This window comes from Parapedobacter koreensis (genome assembly GCF_900109365.1).
GTDB classification, from domain to species: Bacteria; Bacteroidota; Bacteroidia; order Sphingobacteriales; family Sphingobacteriaceae; genus Parapedobacter; species Parapedobacter koreensis.
The window spans coordinates 1-24,081 of record NZ_FNZR01000012.1 but is presented as its reverse complement, the minus strand read 5'-3'; the positions used below and the strand labels follow the sequence as shown (position 1 = coordinate 24,081).

Below are 24,081 nucleotides of genomic sequence, written 5' to 3'. Positions count from 1 at the left end.
CGGTTAGAGAGAGCATGGATTTTTTGCCCGAAAATAACGATTTGGTTTCCATCGGCGTTTCCGTCTTTTGCGGGAGCTTGGTCGGCTTGGAGCGCGAATATAGAAACAAGTCCGCCGGTTTCCGTACCATTGTGTTGATTTGTTTGGGCGCGACAGCTTTCACCATCGCGTCAAGCTATGGAATAGGCAGCGACGATCGGATTGCGGCCAACATCATTACCGGCATTGGCTTCATCGGTGCCGGTGTGATCTTTAAGGACAAGTTCTCTGTGATGGGGCTTACGACGGCAGCAGTGATTTGGATGGTTGCGGGAATAGGCATGGCAGCAGGAATTGGATATTATGGGCTCGCCCTTTCGCTTGCCGTCATTACGGTCATTATCTTGTCCGTATTTAACAAGGTGGAAAATGCCATGGAACGGCTATTTCTGACCCGCACCCTCTTCGTTGTCTTCCAAGACATGGACATCAACAACCTGGAAGAACTTAAACGCCAGTTGGACAAGCATCATATCAAATATGCACGCAAAACGATTAGCAAGCGATCCCGCAGGTTGTCGGTGGTATTTGAGTTGACGACCGACCGTAAGACGTTGCAACAGTTCAATAATGAGATGATGAACCTCGCTTATATCGAGGAGTTTTATTACAATTCATAAAAAAGCTGTTTCACACCAATGAAACAGCTTTTTTATGAATTACCGCATTAGCCGATTAGAAGCTATAGGTAAGCGAGGCATTCCAGGTGGTACCAAGGCCATAGAAGTAACCGAATCCATCCTGTCGGCCAATATACTCCTTGTCAAATACGTTATAGACATTGCCCCGGAATTTTAGCCGTTGCACGCCAATGTTGAAGTTATAGGTAAGGCCTGCATCAACGACGCCAAAAGAATTCAGTTTTTCAGGTTCGTATACTTCGCCTTCGAGTGCCGCATCAACCACATTTTCCGGATCTACCTGTCCATATAGGTTATCGTAGAAGTTGAAATCAACGTCGACATACAAATCCGGCAAGATGTTGTACTTGGTTCCCAATCCGAAGGAAGTTTGCGGGGCATTACCCACTTTTACGCCGGACAGTGCGATTTCGCCGGTGCCGATGACCTGAGAGCTTTCTTCTTCACGGAACTGGAAAGGGGAGTCGCCGTCATATTGCCAATCGCCTATCGATCCGTATCCGCGCAGCATCCACTTCGGTGTAATGTAGGTCTGAAAATCGAGCTCCAAACCTTTGTGCAACTGCGTGATGTTTGTAAGCAGGTACGTTCCCTGGATCTGGTCTGCGCTAAATTCGCCATCATTCGCCAAGAACCGGTTGGCCCATGATGTGTAATACCCGTTCAGGTTGACGGTAAAGTTTGGAATAGCAAAGCGGTAGCCTGCTTCCAGGCCAAAAATTTCCTCATTGTCCACTGACGGTTCGTAGAAGTCGACCGTGTTTTGGATAAAGATATTGTCCAAAAACGGCTGACGTGAATAAAAGCCTGTATTAGCGAAAACAGTGTGCCCACCTTCGAAATTGTAAGAGGCGCCGCCTTTGATATTATAACCCAACTTGTTTTCGGTGTCCGACTGCGCTTCGCCACCCGTATAGTTCCAACGATTGTATTTGATATACGATTGGTTGGATATTGAGCCCTGTGCAAATACCGTGAAACCACCGACGGTGTATTCGGCCTGACCAAATGCACCTTGGTAATTGATATCTTCAGAATCGTCATAACCAACGCGCTGATCTTCGGGGGCAAAATTAAATAATGTGGCCCAAGGATTGATTTTATAGGTTTCGGTTATCGCATGTTCGCCACGAGCGGTATTGGTTTCGTTCCAGCTGTTTAGCCCCAATTTGTTAATGACCTGGCGAAAATGGTCACCATGATAAAAACGCAAATCCGCCCCCACATTCAGCGTCAAACCAAAGTCGGTTTCGTGGTTGAAGTTACTGACCAGCCCATACCAGAAATGGTTGTTCATGGATGCGCGAAGCATAGAACCGTTGAAACCGCCCCCTACACCATTCGGAATACTCTCATTGTAGGCCGCAATGTTGTCCCAAAGAATCTGGCCATTGGCACCATAAGCATCGCCATAAATACTGTTCAAACGGTTGACACCGTTGCCGAGTATGCCTGTGCCGCCCCCGCGACCAATGGAGGCATATAGAACGGTAGAAAGCGAGGATTGCTCATTGATATCAAAATCCCAGTTCAGGTTGGCTACCGGTTTGTGATAAAAGTTGGTAATCAATGATAATCCTTCTCCATTGTAATGGCCATAGTTGTGATTACCTCGGATGCCGGTCAGGTCATATCCTGGTGTATTTACTTGTCCGCCGATGCCGCCGCTTGAGCCTTCCGCCCAATAAGTTGTTTCCATCCGCTTCGAGTAATTCTGGCCATGCTGTTGCGGCGCGCCAAAGATCATGAAATTGAAAACATGCCGATCATTGGGCTTATAACCCACGGATAAGAAATAACTCTGTCCCTCGCCCTGTGTACCTACGGCATATTTCGCGTCGGCTCTCCAATAGTCAAGCATGAAAGAAAAGCCCCACTTGTTTTGGAGCCCGGTATTGTAGCTCACCGTTCCTTTGAAGAAGCCATTGTTGGCAGTTAGGAAACGCACAGATCCCCCTTTGTTTAAATCTGTAGCCTTGGTTACGATGTTGACTGTGCCACCCACAGATGAAATGGCTAACTTGGATGATCCCAAGCCCCTTTGCACCTGTACAGCATTGGCCACATCCGCAATCGAACTCCAGTTTGACCAATACATGTTGCCGTCTTCCATGCCGTTTATCGGCTGGCCATTCAACAGGTAAGCCGTGTTGGACTGGTCGAATCCCCGTAGGAAATTCTGGCCATCGCCGAAACCACCGGCTTGGTTGGTCACAAACACCGAAGGCGTATTTTTCATGATCTCCGGAAATTCGACGTTGCCTATGCCCCTGTCCTGGATTTCAGCACGGTTCACCGTTGAAACCGCAATGGGTGTTTTCCGTCCTTCCGCAATGTCGATAATCCCGCGCCCGATGACTACGACCTCATCCAATGTTTCGGAATCAGAAAGCGATAATACTATCGTCCCTAAATTAGATTGCGTGGAAAAAGGAATTGTTCGCGTTGAGAAACCAATAATACGAATCACCAATTCACCGGATTCATGGTCTGTAGAAATGCTGAAATCACCTGCTTCATTGGTAGAGGTGCCTCCGGCGACTCCTCTTATCGATACAGTCGCCCCGACAATGGGATCGGCACCATCAGTTACTTTTCCTGTAAGTACGCGCTGTGCCCAAGAATAATTGCTAAACAATAGCAGGATAGCAACTAAAGTTGTCCATTTAGTAGTCTTTTTTGTCATACTTAAAAAAATTAGTGGGAATTTGTGTGCAGAATGTGATGTTTTTCGCTGAAAAATGAATGAATAATGATTTGTGTGCGACGAAAAACAATACATTCATAACCTGAATGATTAATTACAAAGCAAAGATAACCGATTTGATGTAAAATAAATGTTAATAAATAATTATATAACATTTTTTTATGATCAAAAAAAGCGTCACTCTTTGAGCGACGCTTTTTCCTAGCAAATTATATGCGTGTTATAGGGTGGGGCCCGATGATTTCCCTTTTTCTACCTCAGCTCTGATTTTGCTGTGTTGTTTGCCATAGGCAAAATAAATAACGATACCAACTGCCATCCAGATGGCCAGGCGTTCCCAGCTTTCGATAGGAAGTGAAGCCATCATCGCGATACAGACCACAATGCCAAGTATGGGTACCAGCGGCACCAACGGTGTGCGGAATGGCCGTGGGATATTCGGATCGGTCTTCCGCAAGACCATGATCCCGATACATACCAATACGAAGGCAAATAAGGTGCCGATGCTCACCATGTGCCCCAAGTCTGAAACCGGAACGAAGCCCGCGAAAATACTCACGAAAATCATAAAAACCACATTGGTTTTCCAAGGGGTTTGATTTTTCGACAAGTCAGAAAAGAAAGCGGGCAGTAAGCCGTCTTTGCTCATCGTGTAGAACACGCGGCTTTGGCCGAGCAGCATCACCAAGATCACCGAAGTATAACCAGTGAGAATGGCAATGATCAAAGCCGTATTCAAAAAGGTGTATCCCGTTTGTGCAAAAGCAGTGGCAACGGGCTTTGCGTCCCCTGCATATTTCGTGTAGTTTTCCAATCCCGTCATCACGTATGAGAAGAGTACGTACAACAACGTGCAAATCAACAATGAGCCGATAATGCCTATTGGCATACCCTTTTGAGGGTTTTTGGCTTCCTGTGCCGCTGTGCTTACCGCATCGAACCCGATGAACGCAAAGAATACCACACCAGCACCACGCATGATGCCACTGATGCCGAAGTGGCCAAAATAGTCACTCTTGAAAAATTCAAAGAATCCCAACTGACCGGATTTCACCAGTTCTTCACCCTCATTTACCGGGATGAACGGATCGTGGTTGAGCGGGTTGATGAAACTCCAACCCAATGCAATGAAAACTAACACAACCGCTACTTTCACTACCACGAGAATGTTATTGACCAGTGACGACTCTTGGGTGCCCCTGATCAATAGGAGCGATAGCAGACAGACGATGACGATGGCCGGAATGTTGACGATACCACCTTCCCAAGGACCGTGGAGCAAACTCTCTGGCAAATGTATCTCAAATACGAGTAAGAGCTGATTGAAATATTGCGACCAACTGGACGCTACAGTAGCGGCTCCTAACGCGTACTCCAGCACAAGATCCCACCCGATTATCCAGGCAACAAATTCGCCTAAAGTGGCGTAGGAATACGTATAAGCACTTCCTGCTACGGGGATCATGGCCGCAAATTCTGCATAGCAAAGCCCTGCAAATGCACAGCCGATAGCAGCAACCATGAATGATAGCGTCACGGCTGGCCCTGCATTTTCTGCAGCAGCTATCCCGGTAAGGGAGAAAAGACCAGCGCCGATGATGGCACCAACACCCAATGCTATTAAACCACCACTTGATAATGTCCGTTTGAGTGTGCCTTCACCGCTTTCTGCTGCTTCGGCAATTAACGTAGGAATCGATTTTTTAAATAACATACAATTTTTCTTTTAACAATTCAGGTCATCCCAGTTAGTTAAGGGCCAAACCTACAAATTTTTATTTTCAAATGAATGGTTTTTTTTATTTACAGTCCATATGTAATGATTTTGTTGATAATGGGTGTGCTTTTATGCGAAAAAGGGATTCGTTTTTTTACAAATCCCTTTTTATTTGAGTTTTTGTCACATCGTATACATCATTAATAGGTATTTGTGTATAAAAGTCCGTCTTCCGCTTGTGCAATTTGTGCGGGCACCTCAGTTTGTTTTTTCACGTCGATTCCGGCATGGCTGCCCCCGTTATTCACACTGATGTGGGGTGCAATAATCAAGGATACGATAGACATCAGCTTGATCAAGATATTCATGGATGGGCCGGACGTATCTTTAAATGGATCGCCCACGGTATCGCCGGTTACCGATGCCTTATGCGCATCGGAGCCCTTGTATTCTGTTTTGCCGTTGATTTCCACGCCCGCTTCAAATGATTTCTTGGCATTATCCCAGGCACCACCGGCATTATTCTGGAACATCCCCAGCAATACACCGGATACCGTGACTCCAGCCAATAGGCCACCAAGGATTTCGGCAGAGGAAGTGCTTTCGAATACGCCCTTGAAGCCAAAGCCCACCAGTATCGGGACAATCAAAGCAATTGCACCGGGGAATATCATTTCGCGGATGGATGCTTTTGTGGATATGGCAACACATTTGTCATATTCAGGTTTCGCTTTGTGTTCCATAATACCGGGTATCTCCCGGAATTGCCGCCTTACTTCCTCCACCATCGCCATGGCTGCACGGCCTACGGCAGCGATAGCCAGGGAGGAGAAGATAAACGGAATCATGGCCCCAATGAAAAGCGCACCCAATACGGGTGCTTTATACAAGTCTATGGAGTCAATACCTGCAATACCGACGAAGGCGGCAAAGAGGGCCAGCGCTGTCAACGCTGCCGAAGCGATGGCAAACCCTTTTCCCGTGGCGGCGGTTGTATTGCCCACGGCATCCAATTTATCCGTGCGTGCGCGTACTTCTTTCGGTAGTCCACTCATTTCGGCAATGCCACCGGCATTGTCTGCAATGGGACCAAAAGCATCAATGGCCAGTTGCATGGCTGTGGTGGCCATCATACCAGCGGCCGCAATGGCTACGCCGTATAAGCCAGCAAAACCATAGGAGGTAATGATACCCGCAGCAAGGATAATGGTCGGTATCGCAGTGGATTCCATGCCTATGGAGATGCCACCGATGATGTTGGTCGCATGTCCGGTAGACGATTGTTTGACAATGGAACTAACCGGGCGTTTGCCCATGGCTGTGTAGTATTCGGTAATAATGCTCATCAAAGCACCTACAATGAGGCCTACAACAATGGCAAAGAATACATCCAATGAAGTGAAAGAGACCCCACGTAATTCCAAATTGTCAGGCAGTAACCAACCTACCACAAAATAAGATGCCAGGGCTGTAAGTAGGATGGAAGACCAGTTGCCAAGATTTAATGCCTGCTGTACATTGCCTTGGTCGTCATTCACCTTGACCAACGTGGCACCAATGATAGAAAAAATCACTCCCAAGCCTGCGATAAGGATGGGTAATAATATTGGGGCAATGCCATTGAAATTGTCAACGGATACAATTTCCCGCCCTAATACCATTGTTGCCAATATGGTGGCTACATAAGAGCCAAACAGGTCAGCACCCATACCAGCCACGTCGCCCACATTATCGCCCACATTGTCTGCGATGGTAGCTGGATTGCGCACATCATCCTCGGGAATACCCGCCTCGACTTTGCCCACTAAATCTGCGCCAACGTCAGCCGCTTTGGTATAAATGCCACCACCTACACGCGCAAACAATGCGATGGATTCGGCGCCCAGGGAGAAACCGGCTAGTACCTCCAAGGCTTTTTCCATTTCAATCCCATTGACGCTGGCACCGGTACTTACTACATAAATCTGATAAAAGACGATAAACAGGACACCCATACCCAACACCGCTAATCCTGCCACGCCAAGGCCCATTACCGTACCACCAGTGAACGATACCTTGAGCGCTTTGGCGAGTCCTCCCCGGGCCGCTTGCGTGGTACGCACATTGGCCTTTGTAGCGATGTTCATGCCGATATACCCGGCAAACGCTGATGTCACAGCGCCAATGACGAAGGATACCGCAATGACCCAGCTGGAAGTTTCTACCAACGTGCCTGACCAAGCCAACAAAATGGCAGCAATCACCACAAAATAGGAAAGCACTTTCCATTCGGCTTTCAGAAAAGCCATTGCGCCTTCAGCGATATGGCCGGCTAAAGAACGCATGTTGTCATCTCCGGCATCTTGCTTGGTCACCCAGGCAGATTTGACGATCATCACGACGATGCCTATCAACCCCAATACAGGAATTAGATAAATCAGATTTGCTTGTAAAAATTCCATTATTATAACCGATTCAATTGTTTACAAAACGTTTCATTGTTAAATAGGTTTCAACAAAGAGTCGCCAAAAATAAGATGCTTATTGTAATAATCAAATTTATTTGCATGAATTAATAAATATTTGCCTACTTTCGAATCCACTAATCTTTATGGATAATAACCTAATGAACACAACACCTGAACAACAGGATGACATGAAGCGTGAGCTGGGACTGCTCGACGCGACGATGTTGGTAGCCGGATCGATGATTGGCTCTGGAATTTTTATTGTAAGCTCGGATATTGTACGGAATGTAGGAAGTGCAGGCTGGCTTATTTTTATCTGGGTGCTCACGGGAATTGTTACCGTCATAGCTGCCGTTAGTTATGGCGAGCTGTCGGCCATGTTCCCAAAAGCGGGGGGGCAATATGTATACCTTCGGGAAGCCTATAACCGTCTTATCGCATTTCTCTACGGATGGTCGTTGTTTATGGTCATCCAGGCGGGCACCATTGCCGCTGTAGGCGTCGCGTTTGCCAAATTTGCGGCCTATATTTTCCCCGCGCTCAGTGATGAGAATATATTATGGGATCTGGGTATCGTACGCATCAATGCGGCTCAGTTGGTTGCCATTGCGACCATTGTCATCCTCACATGGGTCAACTCGCGCGGGGTGAAAAACGGGAAGATCATCCAGACCGTATTCACCATTGTAAAACTTGTTTCATTGGGTGGGTTGATCGTCGCCGGGTTGCTGGCCGCATTCAATACCGAAGTATGGAATGCCAACTGGTCTACGGCATGGGACACGGTTCGCTGGGACATCAATAGCGGCACAGCCATGTCCATAGGCGGGGCAGCGCTTTTTGCGGGTATTGTATCGGCCATGGTAGGTTCCCTGTTTTCCAGTGATGCTTGGAATAATGTGACCTTCATTGCGGGCGAGATCCGTAATCCAAAACGCAATATCGGGCTGAGCCTTTTCCTGGGGACACTGATTGTGACCATCATTTATGTATCGGCCAATCTCATGTATTTGGCTACCCTCTCCATGGAAGAGATTGCCTATGCCCCCGCAGACCGTGTGGCTGTGGTGGCCGCACAGGCCATTTTTGGCCAAGTGGGCACGCTTGTCATTGCCGTGATGATTATGATTTCCACCTTCGGCTGCAACAACGGATTGATTTTGGCCGGTGCACGGGTATATTATACCATGGCACAGGATGGGTTGTTTTTCAAACAGGCCGGTGAACTGAATAAATTTGAAGTGCCCGGTTGGGGACTTTGGGCACAATGCATCTGGACCTCGGTTCTTTGCCTTACTGGCCGGTATGGCGACCTGCTCAACTACGTAATTTTCGTGGTGTTGATTTTTTATGCACTCACCATTATCGGGATATTCATTTTGCGGCGGAAACTGCCCGATGCGGAGCGGCCCTATAAAGCTTTTGGCTATCCTATTTTACCAGCGCTATATGTGCTGGCAGCCTTCACGATATGTGTGGGATTGCTGATTTACCAGCCTACTTTCACCTGGCCGGGATTAATTATCGTGCTGTTAGGCATTCCGGTATTCTTTATGTGGAACCGCCGAGAGAAAGCTTTGGATTAATTCACTAAAAAAGACGGGGTGTTATGCGTAACCGCATAACACCCCGTCCTTTTGTCATGCCGTTTATCGCCGTCGAGCGGCTTCCTTATTCATTTCCGTGATATCCACCTCATCCTGGTAGTTACCCAGCAGGTACCTGCTGAAATAATCCCCCATCTTCCAGAAAAAATATTCCGTCATGTCGCCAAAGCCGTGGCGCTGGCCAGGCATTAGCACGAAGTCAAAACGTTTGTTCGCTTTGATGAGTGCCTCGGCCATGCGGATGGTATTAGCGGGGTGCACGTTATTGTCAATATCTCCTGTGGCCAGCAACAAGCGTCCCTTGAGGTTCTTGGCCAGCTCGGGGTTTTTCTCAATGGCATAGGAGAATGTTGTGTCGCCCTTTGCCGATACCCGTTCAGTTACGCCGTGGTGCCGTTCGCTCCACCACCGGTTGTAAATGTTGTTTTCGTGGTTGCCCGCACCAGACACGGCCACTTTGAAAAAGTCCGGATACACCAGCATGGCCGCTGTAGACATAAAGCCGCCGCCGGAGTGCCCGGTGATGCCTACCCGGTTGACGTCGATGAATGGATGGCGGTCGGCCAATTGCTCAGCAGCAGCTTTTTTGTCGGCCAGCCCATAATCGCGCAAATTGCCATATCCATAGGTATGGTACCAGTTTGATCGAGCTGGATGCCCGCCACGGTTACCCACGGTAATGACCACAAAGCCAAATTGAGCCAGGCGATCGATACGGTCCATGCTGCGGCCGAAAGCCTTGTTTACTGATTCGGTCTGTGGACCGGGATACACGTATTCAATAATGGGATAGGTCTTGGTGGAGTCGAAGTCAAATGGTTTATACATGACCCCATACAAATCGGTGATGCCATCATCCGCCTTTACCTTGAAGGGTTCGGGAAATTTGTATCCGGCAGCAAACAACTGTGATAAATCAGTCGTTTCCAATGCGAGGATTTCCTGTCCGGCGCTGTTATACAAAGCCGACACGGGAGCTGTATTCACCCGAGAATAATTGTCTACAAAAAACTGGCTGTTTTCATCCATATTGGATTGATGGTCAAAATCGCCGGGGTTGAGCAGTTTCATTCCCGCGCCACTTAGGCTGATGCTATACAAATGCTGATAGTATGGATCTTCATTCGCTTCACGGCCATTGGCTGCAAAATACAGCGTGCGTGTCTTTTCATCCAATCCAACAATTTCCGAACAGTAAAATTCTCCGGATGTGATTTGGTTTTTGAGCTTACCTTCGCCATCATACAGGTAGAAATGCCCCCAGCCATCGCGTTCCGACCAAAAGACAAATTCCTGGCCGTCATTAATCAATTCGGGTTGCAGCACATCCAAGTAAGTGTTTGAACGTTCTTCCACCAGCACTTTTACGGCTCCGTCAACGGCTACGGTGCCTAAGTCGACACGTTTGAGATCGCGGCTGCTCCGCGAGAAGAAAAACCGTTCGTTAGTTCCCGCCCAGGTATTGATGCGGATATCGTCCGGCCGGCTATTGCGGGGCTGTGGCTTCGTGTATACGTCAAGTGTTTGGTTCTTGAATGCCGCGACATTGATACGGCGTGGCTGTTTGGTAGCGAAGTCAAAGATGTGCAGTTCCTGCTCCGTACTGTCGGTCTCGCCCGGCATCTGGTATTTATAGGTTTCCAATGTAGGCCTTTTACCACCCACGTTGTTGATCACCCAAAGCGGGTTGATGTTCCGGCTGTCCTTGCGCATCACGATGAAATGGCGTCCGTCAGGCGACCAAGTGATGCCAGCGCGCTTGCGTTGATTTTTCTCATCTTCATCTTTCTTTTCATCGCCGGTAGTGATACTGCGATCATCCCCGCCCCATGCGTAATACTGTATACCATCCGTAGTAAATTGGTGTTCGACAATGGTGCTGTCTTTCTCGTCTTTCCGGGCTTTCTCATAATTTTCCCTATCCATCCAGTACAGGTTGTAATTTTTGGCGAAAATGACGGTACCTGTGTCCGGAGAGAAGGATGCCCAGGCGAGATGTGGTTTGGGCTTCAGGGAATCAGCCAGTTCTACCAGTTGACGGGTCTGAAGGTCATATTCCAAATAAAACACCTTTTTTTTCAGAGAATCCGTTTTGTTGGTGCTTTTCTCACGTTCTTCTTTGGTTTTTAAGGTATCTTTGGTACTGTTTATCTCGAAACGGATGCGGCGTTCATCATTGGTAAATTTCAGGTCGCGGATGTCCATGTGTTGCGCGTCAAAAGGATCCTTGACAATGCGCGTCAGCTGCGCTGCGAGCTGTGCGTTGTCAAAAAGAAAATCTTTCTTCCGGGCAGCCGGATCCACGATGTACCAGTTTTTGCCTGCTGGTGTCTCATAAACATACCAGAACCGGTTAGTATTTTTCAACCAATTGGGATTTACTGAGGTGGAAAAAATCAAGCGTCTGAGTTTTTCCGGAGAAAACCGGGCGGCAAGTTGGTAGTTTGCCTTTGTTTGTTCAAGGTTGTCCTGTGCAATTCCCATGTTTACTACCAGAAACATGAAAAAAATCAAGTTGTATTTTTTATACATAACGTTTAAGGAAAATATGATATTATTTGCGGGTGCAAATTATCAGTTTTTGATTGATATCTTTAGATTTAGGATTGTAATATTCACGTTAATACAGAAACATCGAACAACATTACTGAAAAATTAAAAAAAGGACACGGATCAGACAAAACAAGAATCGTCCAATCCGCGTCGTGTAATGATTTTTAAGGCTCAGTTACCTATTGTCCATAGGTAAATGGTGTCATTGCCCACTTCTATCGTTTTCTCCGCTTGCCAATCACCCATGTCAAAATCGTGCGATACAATACGGCTTCCGGGCTTGAGTTCTTTTTGCAGTTTTGGCCTTAGCTTCAGATTGACAGACGGAAGCAGGTACATCGTCACGACATTTGCTTGGCTGAAATCAAATTCAAACAGGTTCCCTTCTACAAACCTGACTTTGTCTGCAACACCTGCAGCCTGTGCATTTGCATTCGCCTCTTTAATGCGTTGCGGATTGAGATCGACACCAACCCCTGTGGCACCAAACTTCTGAGCCGCCGTAATAACTATCCGCCCGTCACCACATCCCAAATCATACACCACATCACCAGGTTTGACACCGGCTAGTTTCAACATCTCTTCCACAGTCTCTTGTTTCGTAGGTACATACGGTACATCCAGATCCGGTTGTTGGGCATACACACCTGTGCATGCAGCAACAAACAAGACAACCAACCAATTTTTTAATGTGCTCATCATGTTCATTTTTAGTGTTATACTTAAATTAATTAATAAACAGGCTATCAAACATATTCCTTTCCATTGGCAATCACCGAACCACGAAGAAAAATAGTGTGCCCAGCGATAGTACAGCTACACCGACCAAGGCACCGATACCGGTATATGCCAAGCTGGAATACAACAAATAAGCGCACGATCCACAGAATATCAGTGGGGTCACCGGATACAACGGTACCCTAAATGGACGGGCAATACCAGCTTCTTTCGTCCGCAAAACGAATAAGGCAATACCTGTAGCAAGGAAAAAAAACCAGAATACCGGCGCGGTGAAATCCACCATTGACTGAAAACCATCTCGAGTGAACGCACCCAGTATGATCAGTGCCAAGGCAATGATCCCCTGTAGTAGCAGGGCATTTATCGGCGATGACGTTTTAAGGTTCCACTTGCCCAACCGGGCAAACACAGTAAAATCCCGGCCAAGCGCATAATTGGTGCGCGCACCGGTAAAAATGGTGGCATTGATTGAGGTAAGGGTAGCCATCACCACCAATATACCAATAAGGAATACCCCCGGTTCACCCAGCGTTACGCGCATGAGATCGATGCCTACAGCTTCAGATGCAGCTATCCGCTCAATGCCGAGCGCATGTAGAAAAGCCCAATTGACCAACAAATAAAGCACCGTGGTGATTAAAATACTGACGACCAGCACCGGAACCATTTTCCGGCTTCCTGCTTTCAATTCGGCAGAAATGTATCCCGCCTCATTCCATCCGCCGAATGTAAGGAGCACGAATACCATGGCAAGACCGATTGCCGAAGGATTGTCCAATGAAGCAAGTGGCAATGTCGACAGCGCACTAGGGGCGGGGTTGATGAAAAAACCCACGACAACCACGCATAACGTACCAATAAATTCAAAAGCGAACAATAGTTTCTGCGTGCCCGTACCAAAACGCACCCCCAGCATATTGATGGCGGTGAGGGTTATCACCACCACTGCCGCGAAAAATGCCGATGAGTAAGTACCAATTGAGTAGAGCTGAGAAAGATAATCACCAATGATATAAGCAAGCAACGCGATGGATCCTGTTTGGATAATACTTAGCCTGGCCCAGGCAAACAAAAAAGCAAAACGTTTGCCGAACGCCCGCATCAAGAAATGATAATCACCCCCTGTGTTCGGAAACGTAGTACTCAACTCCGCATAACACAGCGCGCCGATAAGCGAAACCAATCCTCCCAGTAACCAAACCGCGAGGAACAATTCCGGGCTGCCTGTATTGGCGGCAACGATTGACGGTGTGCGGAAAATCCCGGCACCGACCACGATACCGACTACAATAGCAATTGCATCAACAATCCGGATTAAAGGCCGGGGATTTTTGTTTTCGGAGGGTTCTGAATATTGGAATGTTGATGTTTCATGGCCAATGCTTTCCTCTTTCATATGACGACGGTTGTTACGATTGGTGTACGGTTTAACTACAAATGGATACCGGCTTTGTTTACAATGGCTTGTAATATTTTTGTGAAGGTTCGGCTGCAATGGGTGGTTATCGGCCACTAAAAAAACGTTCGTGAAAATTCACCATAAACAATTCCTTGGTGGCACGCGTACACGCCGTATATAGCCACCGCAGGAATTCCACGTCAAGCCGTTCATCAGTCAGGTAGCCCTGGTCTACAAATACGGCTTGCCATTGCCCGCCCTGGGCCTTATGGCACGTGATCGCCATCGCGAATTTAATTTGCAGGGCATTGTAATAAGGATCGGCCTTCAGGGCCGCCATTCGCTCCTTTTTATCGGGAATGTCTGCATAGTCAGTCATGACGGCATCGAATAGGCGCTGTTGATCCTCCGGCGGCAGGCTGGGTGAATCCGTGTGCAATGTATCCAGCATGACCCTGCAATCGACGGGTTCGATTTCGTCGGTGTCGATAAACGCCAAACTTATGTCTGCAAAACGGAAACCATGCTGTTCATGGACGTTCCTTACCCGGCGTACCTGCGCCATGTCGCCGTTGGCGATGAAGCCCGTTCGGTTGGAATCAGCCGAAAGCCAATAATAATTGTTGCGTACCACCATGATGTAGTCGCCGCCCGTAAGCTCTTCGTCCCTAAACAGTATGCGGTTGCGTATATGTTGGTTGTACAGGTTAGCACTTTTATTGGATCGGCAAATGACCATGGTGTTTTCCAGTCCATATTTATCATAAGCATAGTGCAGCCCGTCCAGGAGCCGTTCACCAGTCATACGGTAGATATCGGTGTATCCGCTTACCCGGATGTGCGGAAATGCTATGGTTGGCTCCTGGCCATCAGCAGATTGGATTTGCTGACGTATAGCCGTTGCATTGTAGAGGATACCTGAATGTTTTTCCTGCCGTACGACTTCGGTGAGTTCGTATGCCAAGACCCGCATGCCGAAAGCTCCGGCGAGCCATTGCGCATCCAATGCCGGACTTTGCAGTAAGCCAACGGGTGGAAGCTGGGCCGTGTCCCCGACGAACATCAGTCGGCAGTTTTCACCAGCATGGACATATGCTACCAGATCTTCCAATAGGCTTTTGCCATTGAAGGAAAACCGCTCATTGGATATCATCGACGCTTCATCCACGATAAAGAGCGTATCCGTATGTGGGTTGTTTGCCAAACCGAAAGCCATGTCGGGAGACAAGGCCACTTTTTTGCGGTAAATCTTTTTGTGTATCGTAGACGCCTTTTTGCCGGAATAGCTGCTCATCACCTTCGCGGCCCGGCCAGTAGGGGCCAGCAGCACGGCACGCATATGCAGTGCAGGGAGCACATTCACCAATGTACTGATGATGGTGGTCTTGCCCGTACCCGCATAGCCCCTAAGGACAAAACAGGTGTCATCGCTGGCTTGTCCCAAAAAGGAGGCCAGCCTTTTGAACGCTTCGTACTGCTGCCCGGTAGGCTGTAAGGGGAAACGGCTGGAAATCAATTCAGCAATCTGCACCGCCAAAGGTACCCAAAAGTTTGTTCAAAATGATTTATCTAAGTATGTTTGTCACGATAAACGAACGGCGATGACATATACTTCCGAAGATTTTGACCGGCACCGTGCCGGCGATTATACCTTATTGGCAAGGATAAGCCGCGATGAACACGCTCTTGCTGTGTTGGACAACGATCGGCATTTGAGCTTCATTACTGCTTACGATCCGGCCGATGCCAGGCAGGATGTATTGGATATCCTGGAACTCGATTTTGGAGCGGTAAAGCTGGCTATCGCCGACGGCGCTTACTCATTTGTCCCAGCCGAAGTGTTCGATGAAAGCCTGCTTCAGACTTATCGCCGCTACTTGCCTGACGATGGACTTACGGCTACTTCGGTGTCAGACCTACCTGCACTTGGTATAACGCTTCTCCATCAAGTCGGCCGAATGGGTTTGGAACGTTTTACCACACGTTTCCCAAATCTAAGCATTTATCCACTTGTCCAGCCATTATTGGTAGCCATGGCTGGCTATACCATGCAAGCACCAGGTCCGTTGGTGATCATCAACAAGCAAGCTTCTTCCGTCAGTATCGCTATCCTTGATTCCGGCAGGTTTGTTTATGGTAATGATTTCGAGGTTTTCAACCCGGATGATTTTAATTATTATTTGCTGGCTATATTGACAAATGGTGGTTTAATAGACAAACGTCCCCTATGCTGCTTGTCCGGTAATATTGCAGCCGACGGCGAGTTTCATCGACGGGTAGCGAAATATAGCGATCAAGTAGTGTTTGCGGATTGCGGGCAGCTTACGGGAATTGCCATTCCTCAAACGTTGCAATTGGAACAGCATCAGTACCTTACGCTTTTAGGGCTTCACCTATGCGGATAATCGGAGGGAGCCACGGCGGACTACGGCTGAATCCACCGTCTATCTTGCCTGTACGGCCTACCACAGACATGGCCAAAGAAGCCCTGTTCAATGTGCTGGAAAACCGGATAGATTTCGATGGCATAGCTGCACTGGATTTGTTTTCGGGCACCGGGAATATCGCATTTGAATTAGCTTCCCGCGGCGCAGCTTCTGTAATGGCTGTTGATATCCATTTCAAATGTGTCCAGTATATCAATACGACTGCCCAGAAACTAAATCTAACCGCCATCAAAGCGTTGAAGGCCGATGTATTGAAGTTTATACCGACCTGCAAGGATCAGTTTGATTTGGTGTTCATCGATCCGCCATACGAGCTTCCGCAACTTCCGCAACTTCCCAGTCGGATATTTGCTGCGGGGATGCTGAAGCCGGGTGGATGGCTCGTTTTAGAGCATGCCACCGCCCGGAAAATTGAAGCCCAAGTGCACTTGGTGGAAACCCGCAAATACGGTTATTCCTCGTTTTCGTTTTATCAGGTTTAACGCTTGCCGTTGTGATACGAATGTTATACTTTTGAAAGAAAAGCCATGAAAATAGCGGTTTTCCCCGGGTCGTTTGATCCCATAACGAATGCACATGTGGATATCGTGGCAAGAGGCCAGCGGCTTTTTGACAAGATTTATGTCGCAATTGGAAGGAACAGCACCAAGAAAGGTTATTTCAATCACGACGAGCGGCTGGCCATTATTCAGGAAGTATTTTCCACACAGCAAGGTGCCGTGGTTGCCGCACAGTTTGAGGGGCTTACGGTAGATTTTTGCCGGGAAGTAGGCGCACAATATATTCTTCGCGGTATGCGCAGTGCCGGGGATTTTGAGTTTGAAAAAGCCATCGCACTAAACAATGCCGTGCTCGCCCCCGATATCGAAACCGTATTTTTAGTGAGCAGCAGCGGGCTGTCCCACATTTCCTCCACCATTATCCGTGAGATTATTATCAATGGCGGCGACGTCAGCACCTTGGTGCCCGAGGCCGTGGTGAAGGCAATAGTGCCTTAGACTTAAATCGTATTCAAAATATCCTCGATAAGCGGATACGTATTCTGCCTGATTTTACTGAATTTATCTTTTTCCAGCCATATGGCTGCCGTGATGTCTTCCTCAATCTGCGGTTTCAGCCGAGGTACTTTGTTTACACCCATTTCGTACCAATTCGTCTTTTTAAGCACCAACTCTCCTTTTAGCAGATAGGCATGGTAAGTGGTCAGGATTTTTGGCCCAAGATAATCTACTTTGATACCGCATTCTTCTTCCACTTCCCGTACGGCAGCCTGCTTCATGGACTCTGCTTCATCGACTTTTCCTTTTGGCAAATCCCATTTTCCAAGCCGATGGATAAAAAGATAATCGCCTTCGCCATTTTTCACTAATCCGCCTGAAGCTTTAATTACTTTGATTCTTTTTTTAATGAGACTAAAAAACTCTTTTGTATTTTTTATTAGTATGAAATATGTAATAAAAAGCTTATTTTGCCTCGACTCTTTGAAAAGTTTTTCAAAGTCAAAATCTTGATGATCAATTGATTGGAAATGGGGGATATCACCGGGTATAAAATCTGCCAAAACGAGGGCCGATTGGTTCATATAAATTTTATAGATTTGCGCCATGAATAATATGAATGAGGTTGCACAAAAAGTTGCCGAATCATTGTTGCAAATTAAAGCAATTAAATTACAACCCAAAAAACCTTTTACATGGGCGTCGGGTTGGAAGTCGCCGATTTATTGCGATAACCGTGTAGCTTTGTCTCACCCACCTATCCGTACCTACATACGGCAGAAACTCGCTGAGCTGATACAGGAAGAGTTTGGATCGGTGGAAATGATTTCCGGTGTGGCTACTGCGGGTATCCCGCAAGGGGTGCTGGTTGCACAGGATTTGGGGTTGCCTTTTACTTACGTACGCAGTGATTCCAAAGATCATGGCCGGCAAAACCTGATTGAAGGCGAGGTCGTTGGCGGTCAGCGTGTAGTGGTTATCGAAGATTTGATCTCCACGGGCAAGAGCAGCCTAAAAGCGGTGCAAGCCCTGCGTGAAGCCGAATGCAACGTTGTCGGCTTGGTATCCATATTCACTTACGGGTTTGACGAAGCGGAAAAGAATTTCGCAAATGCGCGATGCAGAACCGTGAGTTTATGTAATTATGATACCCTTATTGAAGTTGCCGCTAAGCACAATTACATTTTGAATAACGACATCGAGATACTTGCGCAATGGCGGAAGAATCCGGGTGAATGGTCACCAAACGAATGAAATAAGCTGCACAACAGGGCCATGACCACTATCCAGAATCAAATCACCATTGACAAACCGGTTGCCGAAGTATACGCTTTTCTGGCAGACTGCAATAACCATGAGCAATTGATGCCCGAAATGGTGTACAATTGGTCATCCACACGCGATGAGGCCCAGTTTACTATCCAAAACATGACCAGACTGGCCATCAGGGTAGACAGCCGTAAAGCGGATGATGAAGTGGTTTTTGTGCCTGCTGAAAAGGCACCATTTGCAGTGACGCTACGCTGGTTGGTAACGCCAATGGCCGACAACCGTACCCTGGCCAAGCTGGTTATTGAGGCAGACCTCAATATGATGATGAAGATGGTAGCCACCAAACCCTTGCAGAAGTTGGTAGACGAGCAGGTAGGCAATCTCAAGAACGTGTTGAGTGCATGACAAAATAAAAAGCCCCGGCATTTGAACGCAGGGGCTTCCTTTTATACCATAAAAAAACGAGCAGTATTAGCTGGCCAATTGCTCCGCTACAAAATCCCAATTGACCACATTCCACCAATTAGTGATGTATTCAGGCCTACGGTTCTGATAGTGCAGGTAATAGGCATGCTCCCATACGTCAAGCCCCAATAAGGGTTTGCCTTTAAACTCGGCATCACCCATCAACGGATTATCCTGATTCGGTGTAGAACCTATTTTCAGCGTACCGTTATCACTCACCAGCCACGCCCATCCGGATCCAAACCGCCCGGTTCCCGCCGTAGCAAACTGTTCCTTGAATTGATCAAACGATCCGAAAGCACCGTTGATGGCATCCAGCAAGGCACCCGTTGGTGCATTGCCATCTACGGGCGCACGCAGTGATTTCCAGAAAAAAGTATGGTTCCAAGCACCGCCGCCATTGTTGCGTACCTTTGCGGAAAGCGATGCAATGTTTGCAAAGAGGTCTTCCGGTGTGGAGTAGGTTACCGATTCCGCTTTGATCGCTTCATTCACGTTAGTGATATACGTTGCATGATGTTTCGTATAATGGATTTCCATCGTACGCGCATCGATATAGGGTTCCAAAGCGTTGTATTCATAGCCTAAAGGTTCCTGTGTAAATTCCAGTGCATCACCCGATTCAGCAGATGAATCACCGGATGAATTTGGTGAACTGCATCCCACCAAAGCATTTAACGGGCTCGTACCCAATGCGGTGGAAGCAACGGTCAAGCCAATTGTTGTACGTAAAAAATTCCTTCTGTTGGTAATTGCCATAACGGTTAAGAGATTTGATTTACAGCTTATATACAACCAAAGGTAAAAATTTGTTTTTAAATCCCACGGATTTATTCAAATGTAACAATAAAATCAATCGCAATTTCCATCCGGACTGCAGGTGGGGCCTTCGGTCAAATCAAAGGGTATTTTAGGATTTTCCTTGCGCCATTCCGCATACGCTTTTTCTAAGGTCTGCAAAAATACCTCGGGGGGTTGGGCACCGGATACGGCATATTTACGGTTCAACACAAAGAAAGGCACACCCCGGATACCGATATTACGTGCCTCTTGGATGTCCTGCGCCACTTCGTAGCCGTATTGATCACTGTCCAACATCGCGATGATAGCGGCTTCTTCCAATCCAGCCGTTTTACCGAGTGCGATCAATGTTTCGCGGTCACCGATGTTTTTACCTTCGGTAAAATGCGCATGGAATAAGGTTTCCTTCAATGCATTACCCAGGTTTGCTGCTTGGGCCAGGTGCAGCAAGCGGTGCGCATCCCATGTATTGGCCACAATGGCGCTGTCAAAATTCAATTCAACGCCGGCCCGCTTTCCCGAAGCCGCTACCCCGCCTGTCATTTCCCTTGCCTGCGCAATGCTTAGTCCCTTTCGCTCAGCAAGGTATTGGTAGGTGTCTGCATAAGCGGTGCCCTTAGGCAAATCGGGGTCAAGTTGGAAGCTCTTCCACTCTACTTCCACGGCTTGCGGCTCACCAAACTGCTGCAACGCCGTTTCAAAGTGATGCTTGCCGATGTAGCAAAACGGGCAAACAATATCTGACCATACTTCAATCTTCATCTGCATAATGTTGTTTCTAATCGTGTACAGGAATATTACGCAATTTGTAAGAATAATTCTTCCTTGGGCGTACGTACCTTCTTTTGGTTGACCAGCCAATCGTTTTCCGAATCCCGGTAGCCCAATGGCAGGATAGTTACACTTTTAAGCCCTTGCTCAGGCAATTGCAGTAGCTCATCCAGCGCAGCATTGTCAAAACCTTCCATGGGCGTGGCATCTACATGGAGCTCAGCGGCAGCGGCAATAGCCAAGCCGAATGCAATGTAAGCTTGCCGTGCGGCATGTTCAAAATTGACGTCAGCAGGCCTGCTTAAATACAAATTCTTCAATCGGGCTTTATAGTCATCAAACGTGCTGGCGGGCAGTCCGCGCTCGGCGGCTGTATGGCTGAAAATGTTATCAATCCGTTCTGCCGTATAATTATCCCACGCTGCGAAGACCAGCAGGTGGGATCCATCCACGATTTGGCTTTGCCCAAAAGCTATGGGTTGAATTTTTTCCCGCAACGCTTTATTGGTAATTTCGATGATTTTAAAGGGTTGCAGCCCGGATGACGTAGGAGCGAGGTACGCGGCTTGTAATATCTTATCTACGTTCTCCTGTGCAACAGGCTGACCGTTCATTTTTTTCGTGGCATAACGCCAGCTTAACGCATCTAATAATTGCATGATTAATGTGCTGAAATTAAAATAGTATTAAAACAAAATTTCGTAATGCAAAGGTAATGAATGTTCAAACATCAAAAGGGATCGCACCTGAAAATATACATTGGGATGACGTTAATGCGCTGTTAGAAACTGCCTCAACGGTTCGATAAACCGTTCGTAGGCTTCGATATGCGGTAGGTGCCCGATGCCTTCGATTTCCACGAGTTGGGCACCGGGGATGGCAGCGGCGGCTTTTTTACCCAAAAGGGGGTAATTGCCCAACGTTTCCTGTACCGCCTTGGGAGCATTGGCCTTGCCCAGCGCCGTGCGGTCGCGCTGCCCGATAAGCAGGAGGGTAGGGGCTTTAATATTGCTGAATTCATAGACTACCGGTTGCGTAAAAATCATGTCGTACAGCAATGCCGAATTCCAAGCGATACGTGGATAGTCGATGTCATTGGTCCACCCAGCCAGCATATGTACCCAGCGGTCGTATTCCGCTTTCCATTTATTATCGTAATAAAAGGTGAGCTGGTAGTTTTTAATCTTATCGTATGTCTGTACCAGTTCGCTCTGGTACCAGTCGTCCACGGTCTGGTAGGGCACCACGGTTTTCCAGTCTTCCAATCCGATGGGATTTTCCAGTATCAATGATTGTGTTTGATCGGGATACATCAAGGCAAACCGCGTAGCGAGCATTCCGCCCATGGAATGTCCCAGTACGTGCACGTTGCCTATGCCCAGGCTATCCAACAGTTTTTTGGTGTTCATCGCCAGCAGTTGAAACGTATATTGGATACGGTTGGGCTTGGAAGATTTGCCAAACCCGATTTGATCGGGCATTACTACCCGGTAGCCCAGTTGGGTAAGATCGTTTGCTGTCCGTTCCCAATATGCCCCGTTGAAGTTTTTGCCATGGAGCAGCAGCACCGCTTCGCCGTTTGGCGCTTCCGGGACGGCATCCATGTAGGCCATCTTCAAGGTTTCACCTTGGATTTGCAAGGTTATATATTCCACCGTATAGGGGTATTCGATGGTTTCGAGGTTCGTGCCTATCGGCAAATTGTCTTGTGCTTTTGACGGACAGGCAAACAGGAGTGCCAGTCCCACCACACAAGGCAGGATTATCAACATCTTATTGTAATGCATAACTATTGATTTTATCATCATGTTGCGTGGCGAAAAAAAAGCAGGTGGCCTGCCAGCATGAGCAGTGCGAAACCGACGCCTACTAAGGTAACACCCAGCCATTGGAAATGTTCCCACGCGATGGATGCAACGAACGTGCCCAATGCCCCCCCTACGAAATAGCTCGTCATGTATACGGTATTCACCCGGTTAGTAGCCTCCGGATGTTTGGCAAAGATGATCGATTGATTGGTCAGGTGAATGCCCTGTATGGCCATATCAATGAGCAGTACACCAATGATAAGCGCAGCATACCCCGTTGCCCCGGGTACCCCAATAAGCCACCATGAAAACAGCGCGATGGCCGATAGCCAAACGACCAACTTATTGCGGTCTATCCGATCAATTATTTTACCAAGCATCGCAGGCGCAAGTGCTCCCGCGATGCCCAATATGCCGAAAGCTCCTGCAACATCACTGCCCGCATGGAATGGCGGTGCTTCGAGGTGGAAGACGAGCGTGGTCCAGAAGGTTGTAAATATGGCGAAGCTACAGGCCCCGCGCCATGAAGCCAGTCTTAATGCGGCATCCGCCTTGAAATAATGAACCAATGAACGCATCAACGCGCCGTAGCTACCCGTAAACGAAGGCTTTACGTCGGGCAAATTCTTCATGACCAATATCCAGAAGATGAACATAATTATAGCGCCAATGAAAAACATATACCGCCAGCCCAATTGCGCGCCAACGAAGCCACTGATAACGCGCGAGGCCAGGATCCCGATGAGCAGGCCACTCATGACCATCCCAATGGATTTGCTTTTTTCTGCCGGCGCGGATAAGGTGGCGGCCAATGGCACAAAAAGCTGGGGGACAACGCACGTAAGGCCAATAAAGAAGCTGGCTATGACCAATCCCAATAGCGAATAGCTGAATGTGGCCAGCAGCAGCGAGGTTACGATAAATGGAAAAATAGCCAAGATGAGCCGCCTCCGGTGAAACATATCCGCCAGCGGCACCAAGAAAAACAGGCCAGCCGCATACCCCACTTGGGTAACCATGGCGACACTCCCGGCCTGTGCTTCTGAAACCTGGAAATCACGTGCGATCAGCGCAAGCAGGGGTTGATTGTAGTAGTTGTTGGCTATCACCAGGCCCGCACCGACAGTTATCAACCACAGCGTACGCTTGCTTAGTCCCGCCATTAACGGATCGCTCCCTTTTCCGATGCCTTATGAAGCTGCCAAATCAACAGCCCGGCCAGGTAGCTGCTGTGTATGAGCTGAACCGATACGGCAGTCCAGTTTTCAATCAGTGCACTTCCGAAAATCAAGATGGTCATAATGGCAAGCCCTGCAATCAACGCTTCGTTGAACCACCGGCCGCTGATGAGCCAAATCCCGGTAAGGAATTCCACAACGACCAATACGTAGCCAAAGCCCAGCACAAATCCCTGAGGTAGCAGGGTGTCAGCAAATTGCTCGGCCGTGCCTGTAGCGAACGCTTGCAACTTTGGCAGACGGACGAGCCCATGGCCCAAGAATGACATGGCGATGGGCAACCGAATGAATAGGGCAACCAAGGTAGGGTTCATGTTTTGTTTTTTTAAGTCAAACAAACTTACATAAAAATCGGGAATTATAATCGCGTTCAATAAAAATGGCGGCCACATCGTCCCTCCTTATTATCTTTATAATGAACTAAAGAATA

Annotated in this window: 21 protein-coding genes; 7 read left to right on the top strand and 14 right to left on the bottom strand. The window is 47.8% G+C overall.

What is annotated here, in order from left to right:
• Positions 1–14: 14 nt before the first annotated feature.
• Positions 15–659, top strand: a complete 645-nt coding sequence (locus BMW65_RS21535) for an MgtC/SapB family protein (protein WP_090608812.1) — start codon at positions 15–17, stop codon at positions 657–659.
• A 55-nt stretch (positions 660–714) separates the two neighbouring features.
• Here the strand turns inward: BMW65_RS21535 and BMW65_RS21530 are convergent, their stop codons facing one another.
• The 3 genes from BMW65_RS21530 to BMW65_RS21520 all read right to left on the bottom strand — a co-directional run bounded on the left by BMW65_RS21530 (position 715) and on the right by BMW65_RS21520 (position 7,545).
• Positions 715–3,366, bottom strand: coding sequence for a TonB-dependent receptor (locus tag BMW65_RS21530; RefSeq protein ID WP_090608810.1), 2,652 nt, complete (start codon positions 3,364–3,366; stop codon positions 715–717).
• Between the two features lie 241 nt (positions 3,367–3,607).
• Positions 3,608–5,101 carry an amino acid permease gene (locus BMW65_RS21525; protein ID WP_090608809.1) on the bottom strand — a complete coding sequence of 498 codons (1,494 nt, stop codon included), beginning with the start codon at positions 5,099–5,101 and terminating at the stop codon, positions 3,608–3,610.
• Between the two features lie 203 nt (positions 5,102–5,304).
• Positions 5,305–7,545 (bottom strand): sodium-translocating pyrophosphatase, encoded by a 2,241-nt coding sequence (locus tag BMW65_RS21520; RefSeq protein ID WP_090608807.1) that lies wholly within the window; start codon positions 7,543–7,545, stop codon positions 5,305–5,307.
• A 164-nt stretch (positions 7,546–7,709) separates the two neighbouring features.
• On the opposite strand from BMW65_RS21520, the gene BMW65_RS21515 reads away from it, so the two are divergent.
• Positions 7,710–9,137, top strand: coding sequence for an APC family permease (locus BMW65_RS21515; RefSeq protein ID WP_090608998.1), 1,428 nt, complete (start codon positions 7,710–7,712; stop codon positions 9,135–9,137).
• Between the two features lie 63 nt (positions 9,138–9,200).
• Here the strand turns inward: BMW65_RS21515 and BMW65_RS21510 are convergent, their stop codons facing one another.
• The 4 genes from BMW65_RS21510 to BMW65_RS21495 form a co-directional block, all read right to left on the bottom strand.
• The gene (locus BMW65_RS21510) at positions 9,201–11,690 is read right to left on the bottom strand and encodes a S9 family peptidase (RefSeq protein WP_090608806.1); all 2,490 of its coding nucleotides are present in this window, start codon (positions 11,688–11,690) and stop codon (positions 9,201–9,203) included.
• Between the two features lie 192 nt (positions 11,691–11,882).
• Positions 11,883–12,413, bottom strand: coding sequence for an SAM-dependent methyltransferase (locus tag BMW65_RS21505; protein ID WP_245747715.1), 531 nt, complete (start codon positions 12,411–12,413; stop codon positions 11,883–11,885).
• Positions 12,414–12,483: 70 nt separating this feature from the next.
• On the bottom strand, positions 12,484–13,848 hold the full coding sequence (locus tag BMW65_RS21500; RefSeq protein ID WP_090608995.1) for an APC family permease: 1,365 nt from the start codon (positions 13,846–13,848) through the stop codon (positions 12,484–12,486).
• A 106-nt stretch (positions 13,849–13,954) separates the two neighbouring features.
• Entirely contained in the window at positions 13,955–15,382 is a 1,428-nt protein-coding gene (locus BMW65_RS21495) for an ATP-dependent DNA helicase (protein ID WP_090608993.1), read from the bottom strand.
• A 70-nt stretch (positions 15,383–15,452) separates the two neighbouring features.
• On the opposite strand from BMW65_RS21495, the gene BMW65_RS21490 reads away from it, so the two are divergent.
• From BMW65_RS21490 to coaD, 3 genes are read left to right on the top strand one after another with little or no spacing between them, the layout of a single operon-like run.
• The gene (locus tag BMW65_RS21490; RefSeq protein ID WP_090608804.1) at positions 15,453–16,256 is read left to right on the top strand and encodes a DUF3822 family protein; all 804 of its coding nucleotides are present in this window, start codon (positions 15,453–15,455) and stop codon (positions 16,254–16,256) included.
• Entirely contained in the window at positions 16,247–16,780 is a 534-nt protein-coding gene (locus BMW65_RS21485) for an RsmD family RNA methyltransferase (protein WP_090608803.1), read from the top strand. The genes BMW65_RS21490 and BMW65_RS21485 overlap by 10 nt, the downstream gene beginning before the upstream one ends.
• Positions 16,781–16,825: 45 nt before the next feature.
• Positions 16,826–17,296: a pantetheine-phosphate adenylyltransferase gene (gene coaD, locus BMW65_RS21480; protein ID WP_090608801.1), complete on the top strand. Its 471-nt coding sequence runs from the start codon at positions 16,826–16,828 to the stop codon at positions 17,294–17,296.
• Positions 17,297–17,298: 2 nt separating this feature from the next.
• Here coaD and BMW65_RS21475 read toward each other — a convergent pair whose 3' ends face one another.
• Entirely contained in the window at positions 17,299–17,859 is a 561-nt protein-coding gene (locus BMW65_RS21475) for an NUDIX hydrolase (RefSeq protein ID WP_245747713.1), read from the bottom strand.
• A gap of 43 nt (positions 17,860–17,902) precedes the next feature.
• On the opposite strand from BMW65_RS21475, the gene pyrE reads away from it, so the two are divergent.
• Complete coding sequence (pyrE, locus tag BMW65_RS21470; RefSeq protein ID WP_090608797.1) at positions 17,903–18,550, top strand: orotate phosphoribosyltransferase; 648 nt, start codon at positions 17,903–17,905, stop codon at positions 18,548–18,550.
• A 21-nt stretch (positions 18,551–18,571) separates the two neighbouring features.
• Positions 18,572–18,973, top strand: a complete 402-nt coding sequence (locus tag BMW65_RS21465) for an SRPBCC family protein (protein ID WP_090608796.1) — start codon at positions 18,572–18,574, stop codon at positions 18,971–18,973.
• A gap of 66 nt (positions 18,974–19,039) precedes the next feature.
• Here BMW65_RS21465 and BMW65_RS21460 read toward each other — a convergent pair whose 3' ends face one another.
• From BMW65_RS21460 to BMW65_RS21435, 6 genes are all read right to left on the bottom strand, one after another.
• On the bottom strand, positions 19,040–19,792 hold the full coding sequence (locus BMW65_RS21460; RefSeq protein ID WP_090608794.1) for a superoxide dismutase: 753 nt from the start codon (positions 19,790–19,792) through the stop codon (positions 19,040–19,042).
• Positions 19,793–19,885: 93 nt separating this feature from the next.
• On the bottom strand, positions 19,886–20,596 hold the full coding sequence (locus BMW65_RS21455; protein ID WP_090608991.1) for a DsbA family oxidoreductase: 711 nt from the start codon (positions 20,594–20,596) through the stop codon (positions 19,886–19,888).
• 35 nt (positions 20,597–20,631) lie between these two features.
• A complete protein-coding gene (locus BMW65_RS21450) occupies positions 20,632–21,264 on the bottom strand; it encodes a nitroreductase family protein (protein ID WP_090608792.1) in 633 nt (210 codons plus the stop codon).
• 111 nt (positions 21,265–21,375) lie between these two features.
• Positions 21,376–22,392: an alpha/beta fold hydrolase gene (locus BMW65_RS21445; protein WP_090608790.1), complete on the bottom strand. Its 1,017-nt coding sequence runs from the start codon at positions 22,390–22,392 to the stop codon at positions 21,376–21,378.
• 17 nt (positions 22,393–22,409) lie between these two features.
• Positions 22,410–23,576, bottom strand: coding sequence for an MFS transporter (locus tag BMW65_RS21440; protein WP_090608788.1), 1,167 nt, complete (start codon positions 23,574–23,576; stop codon positions 22,410–22,412).
• Complete coding sequence (locus tag BMW65_RS21435; RefSeq protein ID WP_090608990.1) at positions 23,576–23,965, bottom strand: DoxX family membrane protein; 390 nt, start codon at positions 23,963–23,965, stop codon at positions 23,576–23,578. The genes BMW65_RS21440 and BMW65_RS21435 overlap by 1 nt, the downstream gene beginning before the upstream one ends.
• Positions 23,966–24,081 lie beyond the last annotated feature (116 nt).